This window comes from Hyphococcus lacteus (genome assembly GCF_041058985.1).
GTDB lineage: Bacteria > Pseudomonadota > Alphaproteobacteria > Caulobacterales > Parvularculaceae > Hyphococcus > Hyphococcus lacteus.
Genome location: NZ_JBEHZE010000001.1, coordinates 2,136,451 through 2,163,438 on the forward strand (window position 1 = coordinate 2,136,451; position 26,988 = coordinate 2,163,438).

A 26,988-nucleotide genomic window follows, 5' to 3' on the forward strand; every position below is an offset into this window, starting at 1 on the left:
AACGAACAAGAGAAACAAGAATGGAAATTTCTGGCGCTCCGGCGACCTATGCTTTGGTGATCGCAAATGTGATTGCTAGCGTCTACGGACTCTCATTCGATAAGGGGTTTGTTGCGAGTTATCTGTTTAATGTTGGTGCATTGAAAAACGCCAAACAGCATTATCGCATTTTCACATCATCCTTTTTACACGGCGACTATTTTCATCTGTTGTTTAATATGATGACGCTGTTGATCTTTGGGCCCGTCGTTGAAAAAGTGCTTGGTACGGATGGTTTCTTGGTCGTCTATTTCGGTGCAATTCTCGCAAGCGGAATTATTTCATTTTATGTAAATAAGGAAAATTTATCATACAGTTCGCTTGGGGCGTCTGATGGCATATCGGGGGTGATATTATCGTTTTGTATGTTTGCGCCGTTGTCGCCAATCTATTTCTTGTTTGTGCCATTTCCAATTCCTGCCTTTATCTATGGTGGTTTGTTCATTGTGATATCGGCAAAGATGATGGGTGGTGGCGGCCGCACCGCACATGAAGGGCATCTGGGCGGTGCCTTGGCGGGTCTGATTTTGACATTGATGATGAAGCCAGAAGTACTGAGTAACCTTTTTGGCTAAAGTAGTTCTGTGATGGCTTACAATAAATCTAGGTATTACAGGTCCATATAGGGGGACTTGCCTATGTTAACCGAAGTTGTTGAGATTGTTCCCATCGACACTGGTCGTGTTATAGTTACCGATAGTGGGCATACGGGGATATTTAATGGGGCGCGAAAAGTTACCTCACGGGGTGCCATCCGATAATATGAACATGTCCTATGGTGCGCGTGAGCGCGCTGATGTGCCGGACGTAGCGACTCCAAAATTCGAGAACTCTGTAACAGCGCCCTCTACTTTGGAATTTGGCGCACGCGAAAAGCGAGATTTAGCTGAATCTGATACCGATTCATACAGGCGCACCGATGACGATGATGATCTGGACCATGAACCAGCGATACCGGTGTGGGTATTGATCTCCATCGCAATCGCATTTCTGTTGGTTGGCTTGGGGGCATATCTAGTCTCGCACAACAATGAACCAATGCCACGTTGTGAAAACCAACCCGAATGGAACCAATATAACTGCAAGGTCCGTTAGCGGAGCGGCGTTTGTTCGGCGGTTGCTAGTGTATTATGTGAAAGCGTCGGCATTCCATATAATCTGCGTACGCCGTCAATATCGCCTTGCTGTAAATCTGCGAATGCTTCGCCATAATTAAATGACATGATTTGCCCAAAAGGACTGGCATGATTTAATCCGATCGCATGACCAATCTCATGGGTGAGTGTATATTGAAGGTCTTGACCATTTTCATTTTTGCCAAACCCAACGTTCCAAACTTTATTAGTGCTGAGGCAAACTAAACCGCGTGTTATTGTATCAACTTCTACGCCTGAGGGCACGCTTAATACATCCGCATGGGCCCATCCATGATTGCCGAGATCAGACCCGATTAAAATATCCGCGACTTCGGTGTGGTCGGTTTTGCGAAAGCGGATTCCGGAAACAGATTCCCACATTGCAAAAGCATTGGTCGCCGCAGCCAGAAATTCACTTTCTGGGATCTTATTGTTTTCAAGTATGGGGGTGAGGCTGCCTGTCGTTTGGCAATTACGCGCGTCGTCAAACTGTGTGGGTTCGGTGATGAAGCCGTAAGTTAACTCGGTTGCGGTGCCGAGCGTCGGCTCGCCCCATTTCACAACACGACCGTCTAACTTTAGCAAGCGATAGCTAGATTGAGTGTCGGGCTGGGCCCATACAATTTGCGGAACGAGAAGCGATGAGAGCGCTAACAGAGACAATTTACGCAACAACACAAACCTCTGAGAGTTAAGCGAATGGTTTAGTTATGTTACTCAGAGTTAATGTTGCGACTTGTTCATGTCAATCACTTCAAAGCGGTGGAAACATTAAATTTTCAATCGGCATTTCGCGAAGGTCCATTCTCGCTATTGTAACAATAGATCACTATACGGATTGAATGGTATTTTATGCACCTAAAATAAGTTCCAAATAAACAGCTATTTAGAACATGAATTTGTCTCCACTTCTAAACCATCGTTAACTGGAAAGTCAGCACAGAACCAACATATGTTTTTTTGTGAGCGGGGAAACAAACAAAGGAGTATTCAAATGTCGAAAACTTTTATGTCTGCCTCAGCCCTTGCAATTCTCGCAGCCGCTGCAATCACTCCTGCGAGCGCGCAAGATGTTCCTCAATATACACAAGAAATGCCAGCCTCTAGCGCCGAAGTTGATGCAAACGTCAATCTTGAGACTGCTCAACTAACAGGTAAAAGCATTTATGACCTAGACGGACAAGAAGTTGGTACCGTCGCAGAAGTTGTGACCGCAGAAGACGGAACAGAAAAAGCGGTTATCTCTGTTGGTACTTTCCTTGGGATTGGATCAAAAGAGATTGCAGTTCCGGTGTCTGATCTTGAAGCTAAAGCTGATGGTTCAGGTTATAGCCTGACATTAACTGCCGATGAGATTGAAGCTGCTCCGGCATATGAAGGCGATACAGGTGCGATGTAAGCTAAGTAAATTAACTAGGCATTATAAGAGGCGGCGAGTTCAGGCTCGCCGCCTTTTTTCACAACTGATTAAGCCATGCGTATGGTTTTGTTTTCACGTTCTTGCATAATTTTTCGGTAGGCATAATTCACTTTTTGCGTGGCAAGCACCGCTGCTTTTTCGATATCCTCATCAAGGCAAAGCGATGCTAAAGCATCCGGGTGCACGGCTTTAATTCTGGCTTTGTAGGCGGAACGTATTTCTTCAATGTTTGCGTCACGGGCGACCCGCAACAAAATATACGGATCGTATGACGCTAATGTCTGCTTTTTTGCCTCTGGTTGTGCGTCATGCTTTTTATCGAAACATTCGCCCTTTAGGTCTGGTTTTTCGGTTTCGGTCGATTGTTCGACAAGGGATTTGATTTGGGTCTTGGCGACAATCATGGTCTCGCCGCCGTCTAAACGCACGGGAATAAATGCACGGGAATCGTTCAAAAGGTCTGACGCGCGTTCCCCGAGGCTAGTGTAAACAATGGCATTGATTGGTTCGACCGTGTCAGTCATTTGCAAAAAGACATTAATCTCATTGCGGTGACGGAATGTGCGCGCTTTGCTGTCGAACGTACTCATGTCGGCCTCTTTCCGTTCGGTGTGAACGGGTTCACGAGAGCCGTTGCAATAGGCTTGCCACCTTAACCTTTAGGGAAATTAACGCTGTTTTGCTGGCGCATTCATCCATTGGAGCAAGTATTTGGTGGGAAAAGCCCAAGCCACTCCGGCCACGATATAATATGGCACTAACAAAAGCTGATTGTGGGGGAGTCGCTCTCCCAATGCCGCCGCAGCAAAGAAATAGAGTAGCAAAGTCGGAAGAAAGAGCGAAAACCCGATCAATTTTTTATATCGCGGCGGCATGGCGCAGGTCCAAATCCTTTGGCGCTGTGCGGGCGCGACGCGGGGTCGCGGGCGGCGGAAGCGCAAATGTCCTAAAGCTTAGATTAGGCCTCTAGCAGCAAATGAATAGCTGCGCAAAATTCGAGAAAGATAGAACGCTGAAATGACACAATCCGGTGCAACTTCCCCAGCGGCAGCGCGCCGCATCGCGATATGGCTTTTCATAATGTGTGCCCTTGTGGCCTTGATGGTTATTGTCGGCGGCGCAACGCGTCTGACTGACTCGGGGCTATCGATCACAGAATGGCGCCCCGTCACGGGCGCGATACCGCCGCTCAGCGAAGCGCATTGGCTTAGCGAGTTCGAGAAGTATAAAACCATTCCTGAATATGAAGAGGTCAACTTCGGAATGACACTTCATGAATTCAAAGCGATTTATTGGTGGGAATGGGGGCACCGCTTTCTGGGCCGGCTAATCGGTATTGCGTTTTTGGTGCCGATGATCGTCTTTATGGTGACGGGACAGGTCAAAAAACCATTGGCGCTGAAATTATTCGGTCTGTTTGCGCTTGGCGGTATGCAGGGCGTCCTCGGGTGGTGGATGGTAAGCTCCGGGCTGGCTGATCGTGTGGATGTCAGCCAATACAGATTAGCGGCCCACCTTTCGCTTGCGGTGATTGTGTTTGCTGCGCAGTTTTGGCTGGCGCTTGATCTTTGGCCCTCAAAAATAATCTCGGTTTCTCGCAACCTGCGAATAGGTGCTAGCGCCCTGGCAGTCGGCGTTTTTGCGCAGATGGTCCTCGGCGCATTTGTTGCCGGGCTGCGCGCGGGACGAACATTTAACACGTGGCCTTTGATGGACGGGAAAATTTTCCCTGACGGATATTTTACTGCCAATCGTGAATTCAATGATCTGTTTGAGACGATGGCCGCCGTACAATTCAATCATCGGTTGGGCGCGTATATATTGGCAGCAGCCGCCATCTGGTTTTTTATTGCGGCCCGTAAAAGCCCGTTACGTCCGCGCGCGAATATGCTCGCTGCGATGATTGGTCTACAGATTTTTCTCGGGATTTGGACGGTGCTCGCCGCCACACCGATAGGTCTTGGGTTGGCCCACCAAGCGGGTGCTATGTTGGTCTTTGCTGGAGCGCTATATGCGGCCCACGGCGCGCGTGGTCATTCGGGCTGAAAATTGGTCGGAATAATCAATGTGTCCTCAGTACCGCCCGGCGTCTCGCCGCGAGGCGAGACAGGCTCGCCGACGGTAACGGATAAGCCATTCATCAGGCTATTTCCCGGGATGAGACGGATCACCGGTTCGTCGACATCATTTGCGATGCCGAATGCCACAACGCCGTTGCGATATATGGCACCAAGATTAGTGCTTGTGGCATTAAAGATATTGGCCTTGCCGATCGCGGGTTGATTGCTGGCATCGTTGAATTTGAAAACCCCAAGTGCGAGCCCGGATGTGCGATCAAATGCATGAAGCATTCCCGTCGTTTGATCCAAGACAAGCACATGGCCGGAGATGGCACCATCCTCGCCAGTGGAGGTTGCCAAGATTACAATGTCACCGGCATTAGAGATGTCGCCTTTTGCAAATGGACTTTTAAAAGCATCCTTATCCGTCAAACGATAGATATTGCCGTCCTCACTGGCGAGTAGGGCGGTTCCGTCAACATCAACTGTACAACTGACGAGGTTGGCTGGCGTATCGACGCTGGTTTCGCTGGCGACGGAAATGCCGGCCTCGGTCGCAGCAAGATTAAAGATTTGAAGCTTTGATTTCTGGATCACAAATAGGGTCGGTGCGTCGTCGGTTTGTGCGCGGCCCATACAATATCCGCGTACAGCACCCCTTATCTGAGGACCGACATCAAGCGGAATGAATGCGCGTGAGGCATTGTCTATACCATAGAAGCGAAACGCATTTTCATCCGTATCAAGAAAACTAATAAAACCTGCGGCTTGGGGGCCGCGTCCAATATAGTCCACGGCCAGGCCTTGTGCGCTATGGTCCTCAATCCGGGAGACAGTGTTCCCGTCTTCCATATTATAGGAGGCGACACCATTTTCTGTGGCGATGATCAGCGTTCCGTTAAAAGAAAGCGTTGGATGATCCCAAAAGGCGAGGCCGGTCGCGGCACCGCCGAGATTAGGCAATTCGTCGCTAAAATTCACGGTAATTTCCACAATCGGCTCAGGCTTTTCCAGAACCTCTTCGCGTTCTGCATCGCACGCGCTCAGCACCAAAATACCAGAAAGCGCGAAAACAGCCGTGAGATTGTGAATGAAACGCAAGATATTACTCCTGATTGAGGTTGCTATTTTCGGGAATGTGAAATTCCTGCCAAGTGACGCTGGTAAAGGAATGGCGAAAATTGTCTCGCTATTCAATGGGGTTACGACAATTTCAGTAACGTTCGCTCTTTTTCCACATATCACAGACGGAAGTTCCATGCAGCAAAACAGTCACTGTTCGCCATAAAGAGCCCGCTTCAACCGAGAATGGTTAATTTTAATGTGCGCAAAACGTGCACATGATGGTATAATGCACGTATCGCGATCCACATGAGCGTGGAGGCGGATTGGGGGTGTTGGGAGGTCTAAGCTATGAAGAAGCTCGTTCTTGGATTAGCGGTGACTCTGGCAGCTTTTGCCGGTAGTGCGCACGCTGTCTATCTCGATTTTGTAGCGGAAGCCGCCGGAAATGAGCGGGGTGTCGCGGACGGCACAACAATCAATTTTAGCGGTCTTGATGTGACATTCACATCGTTAAGTGCCGGTACATTTTTTGCTTATTTTGATGATCTGGATGATGGCAAACCAGCAGGACTAGGGGTTTGCGAAATCCTATCTGCTGGGCCGGGTTCGGCGTGTGCGGATTCGTCTGATGACAATATCCGATCCGGGGATGCCGTAACGCTGACATTTGCTGATCCAGTGACCGTAAGCAATTTTTCTTTTACCGATGCTGATCACAATGATCTGAATACGAATGATATCGACACGCTTTTAATTGCCATAAATGATGCGAATGATTTTATGCAATACACATTTGCGGAAGCGGTCGCGTTGGTGATTTCTGGTGTGGACCTTATTCGGTTCGCATTTGATGACAATGGCAACGGTCGTCAGTTCTATGTGAATGGTTTTGAAGCCGCAGCTGTACCGCTTCCTGCCGCAGCGCCTTTATTACTCGCGGGGCTTGCGGGGTTAGGCTTTGCTTCAAAAAGAAAGAAAAAGAATTAGTCAAAATTGGTCAGACTTTGACCGGTTAGAGCAAGTAGGGGAAATATGGGGGAGACCCTATTTGCTCGACCTGCTCTTTCTTTTTGTGCGGCACATCGGAACGTTTCAGTTATCGCGATATTTCGGGTTTCGTTGTTTTGTTTGCGACGGTTCGGCGCTGATGGGCTTTGCGCCGGTCTTGCCACCGTTTTTTGGCCATGTCCTGCATGTCGACCGTTTGGTCCGTTTCATCGACGATCTCTGATCCGAGCAATGTTTCGATGACATCTTCCATTGTGACAATACCGGACATACTGCCGAAATCATCTGTAACCAAAGCAATATGGTCTCGCGTTTCAATAAAGTCGTTGAATAGCCGGAAAATACTATAGTTTTCAGGCACCGTGACGATGTTACGTTTGAAGTCGGAGAGTGTTTTGTCGCCGGCATCATCAATCAAATGTTCTAAAATATCGTCTTTAAGAACATACCCCACAAAATTTTCGCTATCCGCGCTTTCGCGAAGAGGGATTCTCGAGAAAACCAGTTCTTCCTGAAGATCATAAAACGCACGCGCAGTCATGTTTTGTGGCGCAGAAACCGTAACTGTGCGTGGTGTCATTACCTGACGCGCTTTGAAGTTTTTGAAATGCAGAATGTTATGAATGAACTCAACTTCCGCTTGGTCGAGTGCGCCTTCCTCTGATCCGATTTGCGCCATCGCCAGAAAATCAGTGCGGGAGAAAATGCTTTGTTCTTTGCTGCTCGTGATAGCCCTTGTGGTTAGCTGACAGAGCCAAACGATCGGAGCCAGAATGAACAATACCATATTGAGGCTTTTCACCGTGAATGGTGCCAAGGCTTTCCAGTTGGTTGCGCCAATCGTCTTAGGGATGATTTCAGACAGGATTAGAATTGCCGCCGTGGTTGCGGCGGGCACAGCCAGTCCCGTGATTAAGGGGTTGCTCTCTGCCCAGATTTTTGTGGCTTCCTGACCAACGCCAATAGCACCAACAGTATGGCCGATCGTGTTCAGCGTTAGAATTCCGGCGAGGGGCCGGTCAATATTGTTTTTAAAATCGTTTAGGGTTTTGCCGATTTTGTCGCCCTCATCGAGCTTCACCCTCATATAGGAGGGCGAGATGCTCAGGAGTACGGACTCCCACAATGAGCAAAGAAACGAGACACATATTGAAACGACGAGAAATGCAATTAGCGAGGAAAGCATGGGGTGTGCGTTATACCGCCCGTTGTAAGGTTCATGACTGCTATATTTGCGCATGATCACGATGATTGTGTAGAGCTATTGCATATATTTTGTACGGAAAAATGCTAATAAAAACCGCAATATAGGCGCGTGCTATAAGGAACCCATTTTGGTGGTATTATTTTACCACATAAATAATCGCCTGTTTTCAATGAATTTATCGCAAAGGTGTTGACGCAAACGGTATCAACAGGTACCTGCCACGCTTCCAAAGCGGGGTGTGCCCAATCGGGCGACGGCCTTGCGAGAGAATTCAGGATAAAGACATGAAAACCTACGCCATGAAACCGGCGGAAGCGGACGCCCAGAAAAACTGGATCGTGATCGATGCGGAGGGCCTCGTCGTTGGTCGCCTTGCATCAGTGATCGCTACCCGTCTTCGCGGTAAGCACAAACCTGCCTACACACCCCATGTTGATTGCGGCGATAATGTTATCGTTGTGAATGCCGACAAAGTCGTCTTCACCGGCAACAAATGGAAAAACAAGAAATTCTATTGGCACACCGGTTATCCCGGCGGCATCAAAGAACGCACCATGGAAAAAATCATGGGCGGTGCTCACCCGGAGCGCATTCTGATGAAAGCCGTTGAGCGCATGATGCCAAAGGATTCGTCGCTTGCCCGCAAACAAATGACGCATCTGCGTATTTTTACCGGTGCTGAGCATACGCATGAAGCGCAATCGCCGGTTAAACTCGACGTTGCAGCTATGAATTCCAAAAACCAGAGAGACGTCTAGACCATGAGCATGACATCCCTTGAAGATCTGAAAGACGTTGCGACCGAAGCTGGTGCAGTAGAAGCCCCAGAAGAAGTTACGCTGCGTGAGCCAAAAATCGACTCGCTAGGCCGCTCTTATGCGACTGGCAAGCGGAAAACGGCTGTTGCGCGTGTCTGGATTAAACCAGGCGCAGGAAAAATCACTGTGAACGGTAAAGACCAAACTGAATATTTTGGCCGTGCGGTTCTTCAGATGATCATCAAGCAGCCTTTGGTTGCTGTTGAGCGCGAAACCCAATTCGATGTTGTTTGTACTGTTTCGGGTTCTGGACCTTCGGGCCAAGCTGGTGCGGTTCGTCACGGCATTTCAAAGGCGCTGACCTATTACGAACCGGCATTGCGCTCGGTTTTGAAAAAGGGCGGCTTCCTAACACGCGATAGCCGCGTTGTGGAACGTAAGAAATACGGTCGCAAAAAAGCGCGTCGTTCATTCCAGTTTTCCAAACGTTAATTTGCGTTTGGAACGGCTGTGGGGGATTATTCAATCCTCCCACATATATGAGTTTCCAAAAGCGCCGCCCTTCGGGGCGGCGTTTTTATTTTGAGGATAGTCGTTTATTCTCAAGCAAATACAATGTGATATACCGAGTTTCTAAGTCTAGAAATCATGTTTCCAATTTGCTGAGATGGTTTGGTCGCCGGTTTGTTCTAGCTCAGTTTCAATAGTGATACTGTCGGTAACGTCGTATTTCACGCGTACCGAGCCATTGCCGCCATCAGTATCTTGACTAGCGGAGACGAAAAAACCGTCTGCGACATACTTCCCGGCAGTCAGCGATCCACCGCCTTTTTCGGGGTCGATATCGACGTTCAGCAAATCCAGCCCGACAGATCTGCGTAATTTACCAGTGATGCCTTCGCCGCCAAATGGGCCTATGCCACCTAGCGAGGCAAGCGCTTCTGCGGTTTGTAGTGATTCAAACGCGGATAGATTTTGGGCGGGCTTTCCAAATAAAACCAGCGACATGACATCCTCGGAGGGCAAGGACGGGGTTGATTCTAACTCAATCGAAGGTTCGGTTGCCCGGCCCGAAATGACAATCGCTGCGGTGACGCCGTCACCAGTATTTAGCTCTGCGCGAATATCTAGAAGTGGGTTATTCGGATTGATCCGGTCGAAAGCGATCTGGCCGCGCGTGAGGTCAAAACGCCGCCCAGAAAAGTCGAGCCACCCACGGCGAAGGGTGAGATCACCCAACATGATCGCTTGACCACGGTCATTATTGGCAACCACATTGGCGGCCCATTCACTTTCAAGTCCGCGCCCGCGAATGAAAATCCGGTCATCTGCTGTTACTTTGACGTTAAAGTCGATGCCGGATTTTGGTGTTGGTGCCAGTTCGGTTGGTGCGGTATTTTCTTCATTATACGCAATAATATCGATACCAACTAGACCCGTGTTTTCGGGCGTCACGATTTCTGCATCTAATTCTGTGATGTCTATTTCGCCACCCGCGACGAGCTTGTCGAGGGGGCCGCTAACCGTAATTTTTCCATCTGCTAGGACTTTGTTGACCGGTGCGGCAGAAAGCTCTGCGCCGTCAAGGTTGAGATTGAAATCAAGGTTTGAATTCTCACCAAGCCGAATATCACCGTCAAATTTAATCGTATCGCCGCCCGACTGACCCGCGCCGCGCCCACCACCGGTGAGCACGAGGGTGCTGTCAGGGCCGGTATAGTCCGCGTTGGCTTCCATATGTATACCGGCCAGCGAGAACCCGGTTTCAATTTCCGTATAGGCACCTTCAGTCAGTTCTGCTTTTCCAGAAATAATTGGATTTTCAGTATCGCCCGCAAGATTGAAGGTCGCTGACAAAGCGCCTTCGATAGTTTGTATCGTTGGCGGCAAATATGCGGCAATGGCCTGAATGTCACCATTATATGCTATGCGGCCTGTTAATTCGCCTGAGGTTTCAATGCTAACTGACGGTTTGCGCGTAAGGCGAGCCGGTAACCGGATATCCATATCGAGGCGATCGTCTGAGCCATCGTCGGTGATGCGCATTTGCGAGCCATCCCAAACGGCTTTTCCTCTGATGGAGGCATCTTCTTCGGTTAGCAACAAAGAGCGAAGGTGGAAATCTGTCTCCGCCGGAATTTCCTTATCCGTATCAAGAGCGAGAGTCATAGAAATGCGTCCATCGGCATTGGGGATATTCACCTGATCGAAGACCGCGTCAGCGCGCCAACGCGTTTCCTCCAATGCACCGTCAAGGGAAATGTTGCCCTTCGCGCCATATGCCATCCGAAGGTTCTCAATTAACACCCCATCGCGCAGAGTAATCACGGCGGGTGCCGTTAGTTTCGCATCTGTCGCAAAAACAAGTGCTTCGAGACTATTCAGCCTAACGATAATATTCTTGCGCGCGTTGATCTGGGCTTTTGCAGCGATGTTTTCGATGGTCTCAGTACCGGGTGCGGCAAAGCTTTTGGCTTTTAATGAGACAGCGATTGCGCCGGGTGGGCCTTGTGCGTCTATCGCTAACCCATTCGCAGCGAGGTTGTTAAAGGCAATATGATCTGCATTAACAACCATGTTGTTGAGTGCATCATTGCGTGAGAGAACGCCTTTGGCGGCTATATCACCGACCAAATCAATACCGGGCCAAGGGGCCGCGCCTTCATCACCATTATAGGTGAGGTCGAGATTGATCGTTTGGAGAGTGCTATCAATATTGACGTTGCCGCCAAGATTAAAACCGTGCCCAGCATATGAAATCGTCGGTAGTCTGATGCTGCCGTCATTCGAGGTGCGAATACTCGCATCAAGCTTTCTTGGTCCGCCATCAATAGCGCGAGCGGTAATGTCGCCATTCGGAAATTTGGGTAAGCCGGCGATTGCGGCGTTGATTGAAAGGGCCGGAACAGAACCACTTTCCGTTGATAATTTCGGTGCTTCCAATTCAGTGTTAATCGTGAAACGATTCAATGTGCCGCCTAGTTCGATTTCGCCGGTGAAGTTTTTTTCGGGTGATATATTGCTGGAAAAAAGCCTCACATAATTTGGCGTAACGTCGAGATCGCCGCTAAAGGCTAGGGCATTAGTTGTCGTGTTATATGTACCATTTACGTTTATTGTGGTGCCATCACTGGTCAGCGCTTTGATACCGGATAACCGAATACGGTCGTCGAGATTAGTGTCAATATTTCCGTTTACGGATAGCCCATTCGCGAGTGCGGCAGAAAAATTCTTGTTTGGCGCTAGAGTTAACTCAACATCACCAGCGAATACTTTACGCAAGTCAGTGGTGCCGTCGGTGATAATTGCGGTGCCACCATCGCCGGTCATTGTCGCGCTAAGCGCATAATCATCGCGTCGCCAGTCGAGTGTGGCATCAAGATTGACCGTTTCGCCGATAAGGGATTGTAATTGAGATTGATATTCCGGACCAAAGCCAATCGAAAGATTCGTGCTTAGCTGTTCGACCAATCCATCTGGCGCTTGCCATGCAAACAGTCCATCGACGGCACCCACGGCAGCGGTAAGTTTTTGAATGGTAACTGACCCGCCGTTCGGTTTGGTATCATAACGCGCATCAAGTACGAGTGGCGCAGATAATTCAGGGATATCGTTCAAACGGCTGCCGGGTACGAAATTGAGGGTAATATCGCTACCGGAAAAACTCACGAAATTAGATCGAAACGAGCCTTCTAAATTCCCATAATTACCGATGTTGGAATTCACTTCGATAACGGCATCATTTAATGCGCTATCGCCCGTGGCGGCAAATCGCAGAGGCGCGTTGAGGCCGCCTAGCGTTGCTATAACCCCGCCAGGTTCTGCGGTTAGTGTTGTGTCAATGAAAATCCGGTTGTTGCGCGGCGATTTTTGGAAAGTGACATCAGCGTGATCTGCGCCGCCATCACTGGTGATCGTCAAACGCAGGTCGATCTCCGTTCCTTCGAGATAAATAGCGCCAGTGCCGTCAATGCGTTGTTGGTTACCATTCAGGTTTGTATTGATGTCAATCAAGTTGATCGAATAGACGTCAATTTGTGGGAGGTCTTGGATAATTTTTATGCGTCGTGCGTCTTCTTCTTTGGCTTCTTTCTGGGGCGGGTTACGTAAAAGCGATACACCGGTAAGGGAGATCTCTTCGACAGAAATTCGTTTACGAATTAATGCAAGCGGGTGCCAACGTAGTTCAAGCTTGGCGGCAGAAAGCCAAACACCGTCATCGTCTGAAAACACAACATCTTCAATGATGATATGACCGGGTAATGATCCTTTGATCTGGCCGATATCGGTTTCACTGTTTAGTGCGTTACTTAACTGTGCTTCCGCTAATTCTGACAAGAGCCCACGACCGGGAGTGGTGTTGAGGAATAGCGATCCAGCCACGACCGCGCCACCTAGTAAGGCTACAGTCACGACCAAGATAATGAGCAACGGTTTTTTCAGATTCAAGGACATTAGAACGGTTGCCCCAATGCGATGTAAATCTGAAAGTCGCTATCGCTCTCTCGTTTATCGATAGGGAAGGCGATGTCCGCGCGAATTGGCCCGATGGGCGTCAGGTAGCGAACACCCACGCCGTAGCCGTAAAAGAACTTGTCGTTAAACTTAGGAATAGATTCGGATGATACTGATCCTGCATCTATAAACGCTGCGAATTGAAGGTTTTTGATGGTTTTGACACGTGCCTCAAATGCACCATCAATTCGAGAGCGGCCACCGATGGGGTTGAAATCTTCATCAAGTGGTCCAGCCTCTTGGTATCCATACCCGCGAACTGAACCGCCGCCGCCAGCATAATAGCGCTTATTTAAGGGAAGTGCGTCAAACGAATTGGCGAAAGTCGCGGCTAGCCCAGCACGCGCCGCGAGTGTAACGATATCATCCTTACCGAGATGAATGCGGCTGCGGGCGGTAATCTCGGATTGTGTAAAGTTTTCAGAGCCGAAATAGGGGGTCACAGTCCATGCAGCACGAAAGCCCTTGGTCGGATCTAGAAGGTTATCCTCCGAGTTCCATCGAACGGCGAGCGGGGTTGATACGAAATATGTACGGTCCTCGACGCCGTCCGAACGCACATTTGAAGTTTCGAGTTTAATCGCGCCGCGTGTTTCCAACCGCTCATCAAGCCACCGTTTAGAAAGCCCTCCTGTTACCTCGAATGTTCGGGCATCATAGGCATCAGTTGTTTCATTCAAGAACGCAGTACTAGCGAATGCTTGAGCGCCAAGTCCGGGCAGGGGACGCGTGACGGCTACATTAATCGATTGTTCAATTTGTGATCCGGTTAGCTCAGCGGTCAAATTTTCGCCGTGGCCGAGTATATTGCGATGTTCAAAAAACAATCGCCCTCCGGGTCCTTCGGTTGTTGAATAAGAAACACCTGCGCCAATTGTACGGCGCTTTCTTTCTTCAAGTTCAACGAGAATTGGAGTCTCGCCACTTTCGCGTGTTTGGCCCGGAGACACATCGACTTTTGAAAACAAACCAGTCTGACGCAAATGGTCGTAGTACGCGGTCATTTTCTTGCGTTCAAACTCTTCGCCATCCTCCCAAGTTTTCATCCGTTCAACAAAAGTATCGTCTGTTTTTTTTGTACCGGAAATGATCGGCTGGCCAAAAGTTGCTTTCGGCCCGCTGGTGAAAACGAAAACCGCAGATGCTTCATTGGTTTCGAAATTGGCGATAGCGCGCCGGTTTACGATCGCGGCGGTTGGGTATCCGTTGTTCCAAAGATAGGTAAGAAATGCCTCTTGCTGGTCGCGCAAGCTAGCGCCGTCAGCTGCATTCGTTGTTTTGACATTTGCCGCGTTAAGATCTCTTGGCCGTTCTTCGCCTTGGTCTTGATAAATGATATCGTATTCGGTCACTTTGAATGCGGTGCCGGGCGAGATCGCAAAAACCACTTTAGGTTTTTGCCGATCTTCAGCGGCGATGAGAGTGAAGTCAGCACTGCCGGCATAATATCCAGCGGCTTTGAGCGCGTCATTGAATGCTTCAATGTCGCGCCGTGCTGCGCGCCGTAAAGCGGCAGAGGTGGGATATTCTCGCGTGCCCTTCATTAGCTCGGAAATAATGGCCAATTTGTCGCCAAGCCCGTTTGGTGCGCCTTCGATATCGGCTTGATAAGAATCTGCCGCACGGGCAGGCAACCCGGCCGCCACCAATAGCACCGTGGAAATGCATGTAATTACAATGCTTTGCCGTCTCTTACGCAACTTTCTCTCGCTCGACTGCCGCACCCACTAAAAGCCGCAGGTTTTGTTTGTTGACGTGCTATCCGGCACCCTGTCACGGCATGGTTAATCTAGTGCTGCCAGATGGCCGATTTAAGGCCAAAACCGCTGCAATCACAGTGATTTATTTTCGGCATTTTGCGACGGATTCTGGAGATTGCTTCCGGACTGCGCTATGCCCCACCTTCAGTTCAACAAGGTAATGGTCGAGGAGTTCCATGGCGCATCCCCTAAGCGGAGCAAATTTGGGTACGCTAGCAACGGTTGTCGGACGTTCGGGAATGCCGAGCAGTCCCATCAACAGTGCCGCTATTGGGCTTGCCGCGCTCGGTCGGTGGCCCGCCTCTATGGCCGAAAAGTTGATCATGGAAAGCCGATTACCGGCGCTTGATGATATGCAGCCACCGGTCTTTATCCTTGGGCATTGGCGGTCAGGCACAACCCACCTTTACAATGTGATGTGCCAAAGTGGTGAGTGGGGTTATGTGCCGCCAGTTGCGACGGGTTTGCCGTGGGATCTTTTTGGCATAGCGAAAGCATTTAAACCAATGTTGGAACGCGCGCTGCCGGAGCATCGCTATATTGATAACATTCCAGTTACACCGACCAGCCCGCAAGAGGATGAAATCGCCATCGCTAATATGTCGGATGTTTCGTTCTATCACGGCATATATTTTCCGCGCGCATTCAAAGAAAATGTAGAGCGAGGATTGTTTTTTGAGGGCTGTTCAACCGCGGAAATTCGTGGATGGCGAAAGCAGTTTTCGTATTTCTTGCGCAAGCTTTACCTGCATCAAGAAAAACGACCGTTGTTGATTAAAAACCCGGTCTACACAGGACGCTTTGCGATGCTGCGCGAGATGTTTCCGACAGCGAAATTCATTCATATTCATCGTAATCCGTATGATGTATTTGTCTCTATGCGGAATTTCTATAAGAAATTGTTTAAGGAACTAGCCCTTCAAAGCCATGATCACGTGGATATCGATGAAACAATACTAAGTGTATATGATCGCGTGATGCGTGCATATGAACAGGATGCCGCCGAGGTGTCTTCGGAGCAGTTGGTCGAACTTCGTTATGATGCGTTAGATTCCGCACCACTCGAATCAATCGAAACAATCTATGGAGCCCTTGATTTACCCGGCTTTAGCGAAGCCAAGCCTCATTTTAAAAACTATCTTGCATCGGTCTCAACCTTCAAGAAGAATGACTTTGGGTATTCTGATGAAGCAGCCGCCAAAGTAGAGGCGCGTCTCGGCTATTTCATTGAAAAATGGGGATATGAACGGCCAGGACCAAAGGCCGAATGACCTGAGAGGACGCGCCATGGGGCTGGCACAACTAAAGCACGGAATATTGACTGGGCTGAGTTTGGGTTTTGTCGGTTGCAGTCAGCAAGAAATTGCGGTTCCTCATTTTTCATTAGATCAATGTTCGCGCGTTTCTTTGATAGACGAACAGTCTGGTGAAACAATACGTGGTGCCGAGGATTTGGTTTTTGATGCCGAGCACGGGCGGATTTTTGTCGCTGCTTATGACCGCCGTAAAACCGAAAAGGCCGCGAAAAAATCCAATTCAGAAACACTGCCTAGCGGCGGGATTTATGCGATATCAATCAATCAGATTTTCGCCGAAGGAATCGATGAAATAACAGTTCGCCCATTGGCGCTACCAGATGAATTTTCAGGTGGATTGCGGCCGCACGGCATGACTTATGATGCGCATAATAAAGAGCTGATTTTCATTAATCGAACATACGAAAAAGATGGGCGTAATTGGAAAATGACGCCACGCCTTCAGCGCATTGGTGCGAATGGTGAGGTTTTCGTTGGGATAACGACCGATGCGCCTTGTGCGGCGAATAATGTGGTGTCTACGGACGGTGACATTCTAACGAGTTTCGATCATGCGTCCTGTGGGTGGCAAGCGGGCATTGAAAATTTATTCAACCTAAAGCGCAGCGGTTTTGCGAATGGAAGCAATCCAATTTTTAAGGGTGTTGGATTTGCGAATGGAATTGAAGTGACCGCCAACGGAGATATTGCGCTTGCGGCAACGCGAGAGAATGCGTTGATAATTCTTGATCCAAATAACGGCAATGTTTCGGAGCTAGCACGTATTGAGTTGCCGGGTGGGCCGGATAATTTGACGATTACATCTGACGGTAAAATCATCGCCGCTATTCATCCAAAAATGCTGAGGCTTGCGCTTAATCGAAAATTGGGGCTTGGCAAAGCACCTTCACGGATTGTTAAAGCTGACCCAGATACGGCAGAGGTAGAAATTTTGTTCGACGATCCTGATGGAACAAATTTTAGTGCTGCGACGGTGGGTATAAGTTTGCCCCAAGGGTTAGTGCTCGGGTCTGTTACTGATGCGGGATTGTTAGTTTGCCGCGAGGAAATGTGAGCAGTTATACAGTTGTACCAGGCGGTGCTGGGTTTGTAGGGAAAGTGTTGGTGGCGACACTGCGCGAACGCGGCGAGCGGGTTCGCAGTTTTGATCTCGCCCCAGCAAGTCACCCAGATGACGTTCAGGGATCAATACTGAATTCGGATGATTTGCGCCGGGCATTTGAAGGCGCGCAGAGCATCTTTCATCTTGCGGGAAATGCGCAGCTTTGGGCGCGGGACAACACAGTATTTGAACGGATAAATCATCTGGGCACGAAAAATGTTCTCGAAGCTGCGTTAAGTGCTAACGTTGGGCGCGTGGTGCATTGCTCTAGTCTTACTACGCTTGTTGGGCGCAAAACATCGATTGAACATTCAACTGCAAACGAAGACCTGCGGTTAGAACCGGCTTCTATGTTGGGTGCATATCCGCGTTCCAAGCTGTGGGCAGAACGCGCAGTAGAATCGGCAGTATCCAATGGCCTTGACGCAGTAATCGCGGTTCCGACAGAGCCGATCGGGCCGGGGGATGTTGGTTTGACGCCGCCAACACAAATGATTCTTGATTTCGCGAACGGGAAAACCCCAGCTTATATCGATTGTATCTTGAATTTTGTTCCGCTTGATAGTTTAGCTCAAGGTCTGATTGCGGTTCGTGACAAAGGGCGGCGTGGGCAGCGCTACATTTTGGGCGGCGCAAATACACCGATGCGTGATTTGCTGGTAATGATTGAAAGCGCCACCGGCCGTAAAATGCCGAAGACCAAGCTTCCGTATTTTGTGGCGCTATTGGCTGGAGCCATCGATACGGGTTTGGTTTCGACATTAACACAAAAGCCACCCAAAGCGCCATTAACCGGCGTTCGTCTTGCTGGGCGACAGGTGTCATTCTCCAGCGAAAAAGCCGCGAAAGAGTTGGGTTGGCGCGCCAGCGAACTAGCGCCCGCATTGCATCAAACGCTTAAATGGCTGGAAGAGCAGGGGCTGCTAAAATCTGTTTAATTGCGTGCTCAATATCGGCACTATGCCTTGGAAGAGGCATCTATGACCCATCTGAATATTGAAAACTCCGTTGATTATTGGCTTGATGATGTAGCATTTGCAACGCATCGAGAGAATTTTGAACGCGACGGTTATGTAGTGTTTGAAAAAATTCTTTCCAAGGATCAAATAGTAACAATAGGCTCCGCATTGGCACCATATTTAGGTGAAAACATTAAGGGCCGAAACGAATTTGAAGGCCGTCATTCGAACCGTGTTTACGCGATGTTGGCTAAATCACCGGTTTTTGCAGAACTTGTAACGCACCCTTTAGCGTTAGCTTTTGCTGAAGCTGAATTAGGCCGGGACTGCTTGTTGTCCGCATGCCTTGCGATCAACCTCCAATCTGGCGAGACAGCGCAACCATGGCATTATGATGATGCGCATTGTTCTTTGCCCCGTCCACGCACGTCATTGGGGGTTAGTACATTCTGGTCGATTTCAGAAACGACAGCGACGAATGGGGCCACAGAAATAATCCCCGGTAGTCATCTGTGGGGTGATGATCGGTTTGCAGGCGCGCTTAATGACGAGGATTTTGATAAGACCATGCGTCGCGATGGTGACCCTGGGGCCCGCGATGACGCTATTCAAGTTATTATGCCCGCAGGTTCGTTGATGATCGCTAAAGGTACGTTGTGGCATCGTGGTGGTGCAAATCAGGATAAAGAACCGCGGTTACTCATCACGCCCCAATATTGCCCGGGGTGGGTGCGTCAGCTCGAAAATATGCTTTTGGCGGTACCGCCGGAAATTGCCAAAACTTTACCGCTACGCGCACAGGAACTCATAGGTTATTCAATTTGTTCGCCTTTTATGGGCTATGTTGATGGGCGTCATCCGAACCGGTTGTTAAAATAGGCGCGGAACCGAGATCAGAATTGAAACGTTATTGCCCATTATATTAATCGAATTGGCGCATATATATGTGATATCAGGTTTTTTGGAGGTGACATCGTGAAGTTTAATAATGTCATTGCGGCGATCGCGCTTGAAGACGATCTGGCTGAAGGTGTCATTAAAGCCGCAAGAAGTCTTGCGGAAAAAGATGGTGCCTCACTTGAGATATTGAGCGCTTGGCCTTTGTTAACTGCGATGTTGCCAGTGTCATCGGGTGATGTTGCTGCTAATTCTGCCGTTATGTCCGAAGCGATGGTACAACGCAATCGCGAGGCACGAGCACAGAGCGAAGATAAGCTGAAGGCCCTGGTCGCGCGACTTGCCCCAACGGCAACATTTGTTCTTCTCGATGGGGAACCAGCCGAAGTGATTGGCCATTACGCAAAAGATAAAAATGCAGATCTAATTGTGACTGGCTCGCACCAGCGTAATTTTTGGGGTTCACTTTTTCAAGGAAGCGCATCACGCGATTTAATTCGCGAAGCTCCGTGTGCTGTATTTTTGGTTACTAAGGCTTATGCGGCAAAGCTTTAATAGCTCCGTCCTTTCCATTGACCACCTTGCCCGCGCCAATGCCGCATGGCCGATGTAAAGGTCATCGCAGCATAAAGCCCCGCAGACACTGGAAGCAAAACAGCTTCCCACGGCGCACGTCCGTAAAGACGCAATGTTGGCCAATAGGTATAAGCCATTAACCCGCAAGCAATGGCACTAAAGAAAATCGCAATGAAATTAGTATGGTAGAACACCGACAATAAGATGAGAGGTGCCGCAAGATAGACGAAGCCCATCCCAATTAGTGTCCCGATGAGCAAGAGTGGCGAAAATGATAACTGCGCATAGGCGGTGCGTGCGACCATGTTCCAGATTGATTGAAGTGAACGATTATCCCGAAGGCTAATAACTTCGTCTGATGCAACCCCTAGCCAGATTTTGATCGATGGCGTTAGGTTTTTAATTTGACGCGCAAAGGCACAGTCATCGATCAACGCTTTGCGGATTGTGGTCATGCCGCCGATTGTTTTGATCGCGTCTTTGCGAACCAACATGCATCCGCCGGCAGCTGCAGCGAGATTGTCGTCAGGGTTATTTGCACGCGGAAAAGGGTAAAGCTTTTGGAAAAAATAGATGAATGCGGGGATGAGGAATGAAGCCCACGGTCCGCGCGAATCAAGACGGGCCATTAATGACGTCAAAGCTAGTTTTTCGTGCTCCGCCTTTGCGACCAAACGGCTTAATGTGTCAGGGGCGAAGAGAATATCAGCATCGGTCAGCAATACATATTTAGCGTCTGGTGCAATTTGCTCCGCGCGGGTAAGTGCATTTTCGACGGCCCATAATTTACCGGTCCAGCCCGACGGAAGGTCCGGCACGGAAACCACATCAAGCGTCGCGTTTGACTTCGCTATATCTGCGGTTCCATCGGTTGAGCCGTCATCGGCAAGGATCAACGTAAGTTCACCCGGATAGTCGCTATTTTGATGGGCAGCCACGATCTGCCCAATGGTTTCTGCTTCGTCTCTGGCGGGAATGATCGCGACGACATGGGGCCATTTATTGGGGGGCGGTGCGTCAGTAAGCCGTTCTGAACAATGCCAAAAGGCACCATGCATATAGGTTAGCCATAACCAGATGAGACACGTGAAAAGAGCTATAATTGTCAACATAATAGCCAAGGCTTTACGCCTCTGTGGCCTTTGCGCCAAGTCCCGTCAGGAAACCGTCAAGATACAACAGATTGCCTTGGAAAGCGCAGGAAAATCCGTAAGGTGCGGGCATGACGACACACGCAGAATCATCACAACCAGAAACCGATCCGTCGCTCGGCGCCGCCGAGACGCCTTCGGGTAAAGGTGCCAAGGACGAGAACTTTCCCGTCGGGTCATTCTTGTTACCGAAACATCTCAGGCCCCATGTGGCCACCTATTATAATTTTGCGCGTGCGATAGATGATGTCGCTGACAATCCTTCGCTAAGCAGCGCGGAGAAAATCGAACGATTGCGCGCGTTTGAAGCAGCGCTATTGGGCGAGCCGGGATATGGTACAGAGTATCAAAAAGCCCATGCCCTTCATGAAAGCATGAAGGAGACCGAAGTCACCACAAAGCATGGCTCAGATTTAGTGGCGGCGTTTGTGCAAGATGCACGAAAAAACCGATATGAGACATGGGACGAATTGGTTGGCTATTGCCAATTATCAGCATGTCCCGTTGGGCGATATCTTCTTGATTTGCATGGTGAGGATAGCGAGGCATATTTTTATTCCGACGCGCTTTGCATCGTTCTTCAGGTCGTAAATCACCTTCAGGACTGCGGAGAGGACCGTCGAGATCTGGACCGAGTTTATATTGTTGGTGATTGGCTTCGCGAAGAGGGCGGGTCAATTAGTGATGTGGATCAAGCTGCGGTAACGCCAGCGATGCGCACAACGATGGATCGAATGCTTGATGGGTGCGAAGCATTAATGGTCGATGCGCGAAAATTGCCGAGTGTTATTAAATCAAAACACCTAGCGATGGAATCTGCAATTATTGTCCGCTTGGCCGATAGGCTGATTACGTTGTTACGCAATGGTGATCCGCTGGCAACACGGGTTTCCCTGAGCAAAATAGATTTTGCCGTCGCGGCTGTCGGAGGGGCGATCTCTGGGTTTTTTGCTGCCGGCAAGGGCACAGAACAATGACAGCCAGTTCGGCAATTTCGCTCGAAGACGCGCGGAGGCATACCTATGAAACGGTGAAGCGATCGCGCACTTCGTTTGGTCCCGGTATGCGAATTTTGTCGAAGCGCCGCCGTGAAGCGATGTATGCGGTTTATGCTTTTTGCCGTGAAGTTGATGATATTGCTGACGAAGAGGGTGACACTGGCGAAAAACGAGTGGCGCTGGCGGGCTGGCGGGCGGAGATTGACCGAATTTATGATGGTCGCCCGGAATTCCCGACGGGTATCGCACTGTTAGAACCTGTGCGGGAATTCGATTTGCCTAAGGATGAATTTTTTCTTGTGATCGAAGGGATGGAGATGGATGCGGCCGGCCCGGTGATTGCACCTAACATGGACGAGTTACTAGCTTACACAAGGCGCGCCGCAGGGGCAGTCGGGCAGCTATCGATGCCGGTTTTCGGTGCGCCCAGGACCGCTGCTGCATCGCATTTTTCAATTTCATTGGGGGACGCGCTTCAGCTGACTAATATTTTGCGTGATGTCGAAGAAGACGCAGCGGAGGGGCGTTTGTACCTCCCGCGTGAACTGCTTGAGAAACATGATTGCCCATTAAACCCTGATGCAATCGCACAAGCACCGGGCCTTCCTGCTGTACGTGCTGAGCTGGCAAAATTAGCGCGTGCAAAATTTGCTGATGCGCGAGAGGCATTGGGCACGCTTGACTGGCGCATTTTGCGTCCAGCCCTTTTGATGATGGGTGTCTATGAGCGTTATCTAGATAAAATGACCTTGCGTGGCTGGGCGAATGGTCAACCGCGGATTGAAATGAGCAAGGCTGAAAAGCTATCTATTGCTATGCGTTGGCTAGTGGCACCGAAATTAGTGGGCAATCATAAAAAATGAGCCGTGTACATATTATTGGCGCAGGGCTTTCTGGCCTTGCTGCCGCTGTTCGACTTATTGAAAATGACGTAAAAGTCACCGTTTATGATAGCGCGGGACATGCAGGCGGTCGATGTCGGACATTTTTTGACAAGCATCTCGAACGGGAAATTGATAACGGCAACCATCTGATCATGTCGGGCAATAAATCGTCATTGTCCTATCTTGACCGGATCGGCACAGTCGATCCGTTAACGGGGCCAAAATTCGCGCTCTATCCATTTGTTGATGTAGTGACCAAAAATCGTTGGACGGTTCGACTTAACGAAGGGCCGATTCCGTTTTGGGTTTTTGATAAAAAATGGCGCGTGCCCCACACGAAATTGATGGATTATGTGCGGGCGGCAAAAATTGCTTTTGCAAATGACGCGCAAACTGTTGCGGATGTGGTTGATCCTGACAGCGTTCTGTTTGAGCGCTTTTGGGAGCCATTGACCCTTGCCGTTTTGAATACGACCCCGGAAAAAGGCCAGGCAAAGCTACTTTGGCGGGTGATCCGCGAAACCTTTTTGTTAGGTGGGCAGGCGTCAATACCGCTAACGGCGAAGACCGGGTTGGGGCATGCTTTTATCGACCCGGCGGTGAAATTCATTGAAACCAATGGCGGTACGGTGCGAGTAGGGGCGCGGTTGCGTAGCGCTTGGATGGAAGGCGGCGAGGTGACGAGCCTTAATTTCCCTGATGAGACTGTAACTCTAGAGCCAGAAGATAAAGTTATTTTTGCGATCCCGCCGTCGCGACTAAAACAATTATTGCCTGATATTGATCCGCCTGAGGATGAAGCGAGTATTCTAAATATTCATTATCGATTGGGCCGACCAGTACCCAAGGAAGCGCTCGGAGATGGCCCCTTTATCGGCATGGTTTCGAGCGCAGGACAATGGGCGTTTGTACGTGATGATGTAATCTCGATTACAACTTCTGCGTCAGATGCGCTCGGTACAGATGATATGCCGAATGACCAAGTGGTTGCCCAGATATGGAAAGAGGTGTGTGTCGCGCTTGATTTGGGTGAGGCAGCATATGAGCGTGTTCGCGTGATCCGGGAAAAACGCGCAACGCCGGATCAATCCCCTGCGGGTGTGAGAAAGCGTCTCAAACCGGAAACCCATTATCGAAATTTGTTCCTTGCGGGCGATCACATTGACACTGGCGTCCCCGCAACGATTGAAGGCTCGATCAGGTCTGGTGATCGAGCTGCGGAACTCGTGTTGCATGCAAATATGCAGGGTAAGCCGTGAGTTTTGTCGGTGTCATATGCGGGTTGAAATCTGAAGCACAAACCGTTGAGCGTTCGGTTGGTTCGCCAAAAACCCGCATCGGAATATCTGGTGCAAATGCCCAACGGGCTGAGGACTGTGCGCGGAAATTTTGTGAGGAGGGGGCTTCAGCGATAATTTCGGTGGGTATTTCGGGCGGTCTTGATCCCGCCCTAGTGCCCGGCGACTTTGTTATTGGTGAGGCAACAATAACGCAAAGTGGATCAGCTTTTGGCAGTGACCGAGCGTTATTAAACGCTGTGAAGGCGCACTACGCTAAACAGCGATACGCGCTGCAAGAAGAGACCGGCTCTGCCCCGGTTTTTGGAAACTTGTTTGGCGCAGATGAAATTATCGAGAGCGCTCAGAAAAAAGCTACGCTGTTCGAGCAGCACGGCGCTATCGCTGTTGATATGGAAAGCCACGGCGCGGCTCGCGCCGCCGCCCATTTTGGATTACCATTTATTGCAATTCGCGCCATTGCCGACCCGGCTGATCGAGCGCTGCCTATGGCGGCGCTTAATGCAGTGGCACCCGACGGATCGACCCGCATATTTGCGACACTTGGCGCAGCTACGCGGGATCCAAAACAGTTCCCGTTACTGATGAAATTGGGTGCAGATAGCGCTGCGGCGACAAAAACATTACGCCGCGACCTCGGCCCGCTCTTTCTTCGCTTTTTTCTCAGCCTCGATCTTTGACATCTCAGCGGCCACGAGTTTTTCGTGCACATCAACCGCGGGACGCGCATTTGAAAGGTCAATTTCCGGTGCCATCGGGCCTTCGGTTTTGATTTTAAACATGTTCGGAATTTTGAACAATTTGAACGGGTTCTTTACCGCGTCCATTGCGGCTGTCGGTTCATAACCACAATGCGCCATGCAGTTTGAGCATTTTTCGTATTTACCGGTGCCATATTGTTCCCACTCGGTGGTTTCCATCAATTCCTTAAAGGAAGAAACATATCCTTCCCCCAGAAGGTAACACGGTTTTTGCCAACCAAAGACGCTGCGTGTTGGTGAGCCCCATGGCGTGCATTCATATTCTTGATTGCCCGCAAGGAAGTCGAGGAAAAGCGATGAATGAGATAGGTTCCAAAGCCGACCACGTTCTTTCCCAATTTTAAAAATATCACGGAACAGTTGTTTGGTTTTTTCGCGTGATAGGAAATGGTCTTTATCTTCGGCGCGCTCATAGGCATAGCCCGGCGAGATCGAAACATTGACACCAAGATCGGTTGCAAAATCGAGATAATCAGCAACTTGAGTTGCGGTCATGTTGTCAAAGATCGTCGCATTGACGTTAACCTGAAAGCCTCTTTCTTGAGCGGCTTTAATGGCTTTCACAGCAATCTTGAAAGTGCCTTTTTGATCAACGGCGTGATCATGTTCTTTTTCCAGGCCATCTAGGTGGACAGAGAAAAACAAGAACGGTGATGGTTTAAATAGATCCAGTTTCTTTTCAAGAAGAAGTGCGTTGGTGCAAAGCGAAACAAACTTCTTACGCGCCACAATGCCTTCGACAATTTCGCCGATATCTTTGTGAATTAGCGGCTCACCACCGGGGATCGCAACAACGGGCGCGCCGCATTCATCGACTGCATCAAAACATTCCTGCACGGACAGACGCTTGTTGAGGATCGGCGCAGGGTAATCAATTTTACCACAACCGGGACACGCCAAGTTGCAACGGAACAAGGGCTCAAGAAAAAGTACGAGCGGATATTTCTTACGTCCTGTCAGCGTTTGCTTCATGACATAGGCACCGATGCGAAGTTGCTGGTGGAGCGATACTGACATTTTAATTCTCCGGACGATTATTGTTCTGTGTTTCGATAGTGGTTCGTGATTTTTAGGCGTTACTGACGGCCCAAGCTTCCATGGCATCTTTTGGACGTGGTACATCGGCCAATTCCTTGGGGAGCTTGAAGTGGACGTTTTCTTGAACACCATCAAGGGTTTCTACGGTGACATCACGGTAATTTTTAAGACGTGAAATTGTTTCCTGCACTAAAGTTTCCGGCGCGGAAGCACCAGCCGTCAGGCCCACAGTTTGCACACCTTCGAGCCACGCCGGATCGAACATTGATGCGTTCTCGATGAGATAACTCGGGATGCCGAAATTTTCGCCAATTTCACGCAAGCGATTCGAGTTAGAGCTGTTATGTGCGCCGACAACCAGAAGCAAATCAACTTGCTTCGCCATGGCGATCACAGCGGTCTGCCGATTTTGTGTCGCGTAACAGATATCGCGCGTGTCAGGCCCGACAATGTCGGGGAAGCGCACGCGAAGTGCTGCGATGACATCTTTGGTATCGTTCACCGAGAGCGTGGTCTGGGTAACGAAAGCAACTCGGTTCGGGTCGGCAACATTGAGGTCTGCGACGTCTTCGGGTTCGGAAATTACATGCACCGTACCCGGAATTTGTCCCAGTGTGCCTTCGACTTCTGGATGGCCGATGTGACCGATCAGAACGATATCATAGCCCTTTTCGGCATAGCGACGCCCTTCTTTGTGGACTTTGGTCACAAGTGGGCAGGTGGCATCGATTACGTCCAGCTCGCGCACGAGTGCGCCATCTTCGACTTTGCGAGCAACGCCATGGGCGGAAAATACGGTGACTGCGCCGGTCGGGATTTCGTCGATTTCTTCAACGAAAATCGCGCCACGTGCGCGCAATGTTTCGACAACATATTTGTTGTGAACAATTTCGTGGCGGACATAGACAGGCGCCCCAAATTTTTCGAGGGCACGCTCAACAATGTCGATTGCCCGTTCAACGCCCGCGCAGAAACCACGCGGTTGGGCAAGAACCACTTTTATATTTTCGTTCATAGACGCCATTATCACTCGCCCCCAC

At 49.7% G+C, this 26,988-nt stretch carries 26 protein-coding genes; 16 read left to right on the forward strand and 10 right to left on the reverse strand.

Going from position 1 to position 26,988, the window contains the following annotated elements:
- Positions 1-20 precede the first annotated feature (20 nt).
- Positions 21-614 (forward strand): rhomboid family intramembrane serine protease, encoded by a 594-nt coding sequence (locus ABFZ84_RS10155; protein WP_369313907.1) that lies wholly within the window; start codon positions 21-23, stop codon positions 612-614.
- 145 nt (positions 615-759) lie between these two features.
- Positions 760-1,134 carry a hypothetical protein gene (locus ABFZ84_RS10160; protein WP_369313908.1) on the forward strand — a complete coding sequence of 125 codons (375 nt, stop codon included), beginning with the start codon at positions 760-762 and terminating at the stop codon, positions 1,132-1,134.
- Here the strand turns inward: ABFZ84_RS10160 and ABFZ84_RS10165 are convergent.
- Entirely contained in the window at positions 1,131-1,847 is a 717-nt protein-coding gene (locus ABFZ84_RS10165) for a matrixin family metalloprotease (protein ID WP_369313909.1), read from the reverse strand. The two genes, ABFZ84_RS10160 and ABFZ84_RS10165, sit on opposite strands and share 4 nt — an antisense overlap.
- Positions 1,848-2,169: 322 nt before the next feature.
- Here ABFZ84_RS10165 and ABFZ84_RS10170 point away from each other — a divergent pair, with 322 nt between their 5' ends.
- Positions 2,170-2,574, forward strand: coding sequence for a PRC-barrel domain-containing protein (locus ABFZ84_RS10170; RefSeq protein ID WP_369313910.1), 405 nt, complete (start codon positions 2,170-2,172; stop codon positions 2,572-2,574).
- A 68-nt stretch (positions 2,575-2,642) separates the two neighbouring features.
- Here ABFZ84_RS10170 and ABFZ84_RS10175 read toward each other — a convergent pair whose 3' ends face one another.
- Together ABFZ84_RS10175 and ABFZ84_RS10180 are read right to left on the reverse strand one after the other, a co-directional pair.
- The gene (locus ABFZ84_RS10175) at positions 2,643-3,185 is read right to left on the reverse strand and encodes a J domain-containing protein (RefSeq protein WP_369313911.1); all 543 of its coding nucleotides are present in this window, start codon (positions 3,183-3,185) and stop codon (positions 2,643-2,645) included.
- 78 nt (positions 3,186-3,263) lie between these two features.
- On the reverse strand, positions 3,264-3,470 hold the full coding sequence (locus tag ABFZ84_RS10180) for a DUF2842 domain-containing protein (RefSeq protein WP_369313912.1): 207 nt from the start codon (positions 3,468-3,470) through the stop codon (positions 3,264-3,266).
- 142 nt (positions 3,471-3,612) lie between these two features.
- Between ABFZ84_RS10180 and ABFZ84_RS10185 the strand changes: the two genes are divergently transcribed.
- Positions 3,613-4,641 carry a COX15/CtaA family protein gene (locus ABFZ84_RS10185; protein WP_369313913.1) on the forward strand — a complete coding sequence of 343 codons (1,029 nt, stop codon included), beginning with the start codon at positions 3,613-3,615 and terminating at the stop codon, positions 4,639-4,641.
- Here the strand turns inward: ABFZ84_RS10185 and ABFZ84_RS10190 are convergent.
- Positions 4,629-5,756, reverse strand: a complete 1,128-nt coding sequence (locus ABFZ84_RS10190; RefSeq protein WP_369313914.1) for a hypothetical protein — start codon at positions 5,754-5,756, stop codon at positions 4,629-4,631. The two genes, ABFZ84_RS10185 and ABFZ84_RS10190, sit on opposite strands and share 13 nt — an antisense overlap.
- A gap of 312 nt (positions 5,757-6,068) precedes the next feature.
- Between ABFZ84_RS10190 and ABFZ84_RS10195 the strand changes: the two genes are divergently transcribed.
- Positions 6,069-6,707: a VPLPA-CTERM sorting domain-containing protein gene (locus tag ABFZ84_RS10195; protein ID WP_369313915.1), complete on the forward strand. Its 639-nt coding sequence runs from the start codon at positions 6,069-6,071 to the stop codon at positions 6,705-6,707.
- Positions 6,708-6,816: 109 nt separating this feature from the next.
- Here the strand turns inward: ABFZ84_RS10195 and ABFZ84_RS10200 are convergent, their stop codons facing one another.
- Positions 6,817-7,968, reverse strand: a complete 1,152-nt coding sequence (locus ABFZ84_RS10200; RefSeq protein ID WP_369313916.1) for a CNNM domain-containing protein — start codon at positions 7,966-7,968, stop codon at positions 6,817-6,819.
- Between the two features lie 251 nt (positions 7,969-8,219).
- On the opposite strand from ABFZ84_RS10200, the gene rplM reads away from it, so the two are divergent.
- A complete protein-coding gene (rplM, locus tag ABFZ84_RS10205) occupies positions 8,220-8,693 on the forward strand; it encodes a 50S ribosomal protein L13 (protein ID WP_369313917.1) in 474 nt (157 codons plus the stop codon).
- A 9-nt stretch (positions 8,694-8,702) separates the two neighbouring features.
- Positions 8,703-9,185 carry a 30S ribosomal protein S9 gene (gene rpsI, locus ABFZ84_RS10210; RefSeq protein WP_369314570.1) on the forward strand — a complete coding sequence of 161 codons (483 nt, stop codon included), beginning with the start codon at positions 8,703-8,705 and terminating at the stop codon, positions 9,183-9,185.
- 147 nt (positions 9,186-9,332) lie between these two features.
- Here rpsI and ABFZ84_RS10215 read toward each other — a convergent pair whose 3' ends face one another.
- The gene (locus tag ABFZ84_RS10215) at positions 9,333-13,148 is read right to left on the reverse strand and encodes a translocation/assembly module TamB domain-containing protein (RefSeq protein ID WP_369313918.1); all 3,816 of its coding nucleotides are present in this window, start codon (positions 13,146-13,148) and stop codon (positions 9,333-9,335) included.
- Positions 13,148-14,854, reverse strand: a complete 1,707-nt coding sequence (locus ABFZ84_RS10220) for an autotransporter assembly complex protein TamA (RefSeq protein WP_369313919.1) — start codon at positions 14,852-14,854, stop codon at positions 13,148-13,150. Before ABFZ84_RS10220 ends, ABFZ84_RS10215 begins: the two co-directional genes overlap by 1 nt.
- Before the next feature lie 290 nt (positions 14,855-15,144).
- Here ABFZ84_RS10220 and ABFZ84_RS10225 point away from each other — a divergent pair, with 290 nt between their 5' ends.
- From ABFZ84_RS10225 to ABFZ84_RS10245, 5 genes are all read left to right on the forward strand, one after another.
- Positions 15,145-16,239: a sulfotransferase family protein gene (locus tag ABFZ84_RS10225; protein WP_369313920.1), complete on the forward strand. Its 1,095-nt coding sequence runs from the start codon at positions 15,145-15,147 to the stop codon at positions 16,237-16,239.
- A gap of 16 nt (positions 16,240-16,255) precedes the next feature.
- Positions 16,256-17,338: an NHL repeat-containing protein gene (locus ABFZ84_RS10230; RefSeq protein ID WP_369313921.1), complete on the forward strand. Its 1,083-nt coding sequence runs from the start codon at positions 16,256-16,258 to the stop codon at positions 17,336-17,338.
- Positions 17,335-18,324, forward strand: coding sequence for an NAD-dependent epimerase/dehydratase family protein (locus ABFZ84_RS10235; protein WP_369313922.1), 990 nt, complete (start codon positions 17,335-17,337; stop codon positions 18,322-18,324). Before ABFZ84_RS10230 ends, ABFZ84_RS10235 begins: the two co-directional genes overlap by 4 nt.
- A gap of 42 nt (positions 18,325-18,366) precedes the next feature.
- Positions 18,367-19,224 (forward strand): phytanoyl-CoA dioxygenase family protein, encoded by an 858-nt coding sequence (locus ABFZ84_RS10240; protein WP_369313923.1) that lies wholly within the window; start codon positions 18,367-18,369, stop codon positions 19,222-19,224.
- Between the two features lie 96 nt (positions 19,225-19,320).
- A complete protein-coding gene (locus ABFZ84_RS10245) occupies positions 19,321-19,797 on the forward strand; it encodes a universal stress protein (protein WP_369313924.1) in 477 nt (158 codons plus the stop codon).
- On the opposite strand, the gene ABFZ84_RS10250 is transcribed toward ABFZ84_RS10245, so the two are convergent.
- Complete coding sequence (locus ABFZ84_RS10250; RefSeq protein ID WP_369313925.1) at positions 19,794-20,930, reverse strand: glycosyltransferase; 1,137 nt, start codon at positions 20,928-20,930, stop codon at positions 19,794-19,796. The genes ABFZ84_RS10245 and ABFZ84_RS10250 overlap by 4 nt on opposite strands.
- A 110-nt stretch (positions 20,931-21,040) precedes the next feature.
- On the opposite strand from ABFZ84_RS10250, the gene hpnC reads away from it, so the two are divergent.
- From hpnC to ABFZ84_RS10270, 4 genes are read left to right on the forward strand one after another with little or no spacing between them, the layout of a single operon-like run.
- Entirely contained in the window at positions 21,041-21,946 is a 906-nt protein-coding gene (hpnC, locus tag ABFZ84_RS10255) for a squalene synthase HpnC (RefSeq protein ID WP_369313926.1), read from the forward strand.
- The gene (gene hpnD, locus ABFZ84_RS10260; protein ID WP_369313927.1) at positions 21,943-22,830 is read left to right on the forward strand and encodes a presqualene diphosphate synthase HpnD; all 888 of its coding nucleotides are present in this window, start codon (positions 21,943-21,945) and stop codon (positions 22,828-22,830) included. The genes hpnC and hpnD overlap by 4 nt, the downstream gene beginning before the upstream one ends.
- Positions 22,827-24,110 (forward strand): hydroxysqualene dehydroxylase HpnE, encoded by a 1,284-nt coding sequence (hpnE, locus tag ABFZ84_RS10265; protein ID WP_369313928.1) that lies wholly within the window; start codon positions 22,827-22,829, stop codon positions 24,108-24,110. The genes hpnD and hpnE overlap by 4 nt, the downstream gene beginning before the upstream one ends.
- Positions 24,107-24,829 carry a phosphorylase family protein gene (locus ABFZ84_RS10270; RefSeq protein ID WP_369313929.1) on the forward strand — a complete coding sequence of 241 codons (723 nt, stop codon included), beginning with the start codon at positions 24,107-24,109 and terminating at the stop codon, positions 24,827-24,829. Before hpnE ends, ABFZ84_RS10270 begins: the two co-directional genes overlap by 4 nt.
- Here ABFZ84_RS10270 and hpnH read toward each other — a convergent pair.
- Together hpnH and ispH are read right to left on the reverse strand one after the other, a co-directional pair.
- On the reverse strand, positions 24,773-25,927 hold the full coding sequence (hpnH, locus tag ABFZ84_RS10275) for an adenosyl-hopene transferase HpnH (RefSeq protein ID WP_369313930.1): 1,155 nt from the start codon (positions 25,925-25,927) through the stop codon (positions 24,773-24,775). The genes ABFZ84_RS10270 and hpnH overlap by 57 nt on opposite strands.
- Before the next feature lie 52 nt (positions 25,928-25,979).
- Positions 25,980-26,972, reverse strand: coding sequence for a 4-hydroxy-3-methylbut-2-enyl diphosphate reductase (gene ispH / locus ABFZ84_RS10280; RefSeq protein ID WP_407067084.1), 993 nt, complete (start codon positions 26,970-26,972; stop codon positions 25,980-25,982).
- Positions 26,973-26,988 lie beyond the last annotated feature (16 nt).